At 56.8% G+C, this 229-nt stretch carries 1 protein-coding gene; it reads left to right on the top strand.

Annotated elements, in window-relative coordinates:
• Positions 1-229: hypothetical protein (locus AACY45_RS29165; RefSeq protein ID WP_339548923.1), on the top strand; the 229-nt coding region annotated here is incomplete at both ends.

Genomic DNA, 229 nt, shown 5'->3' with positions numbered 1-229 from the left:
CTGGCGGTCAGGACGCCATCGTCAACAAACTCGAGTCAGTTTCGGCTAACAACTTCGAGAAGCTGACACTGGGCGATACCACCCTGACCACTTCGGTCACTGACGAGCCAGGTGCTGACGGCGACAAAATCACCGTCACCATCGAAAGCAACGGCGACGTACTGGAAAACGCCGCACCGAAGTTCACCGTCAAGGTCGACCAGGTCCTCAAACAAGACCTGACCGTGAC

Origin of the sequence: Pseudomonas sp. RA_35y_Pfl2_P32, from assembly GCF_963970735.1 — a bacterium.
In the GTDB taxonomy this organism is placed as follows: domain Bacteria; phylum Pseudomonadota; class Gammaproteobacteria; order Pseudomonadales; family Pseudomonadaceae; genus Aquipseudomonas.
The sequence above is the reverse complement of the archived record's forward strand: the minus strand, read 5'-3'. Positions and strand labels throughout refer to the sequence as shown.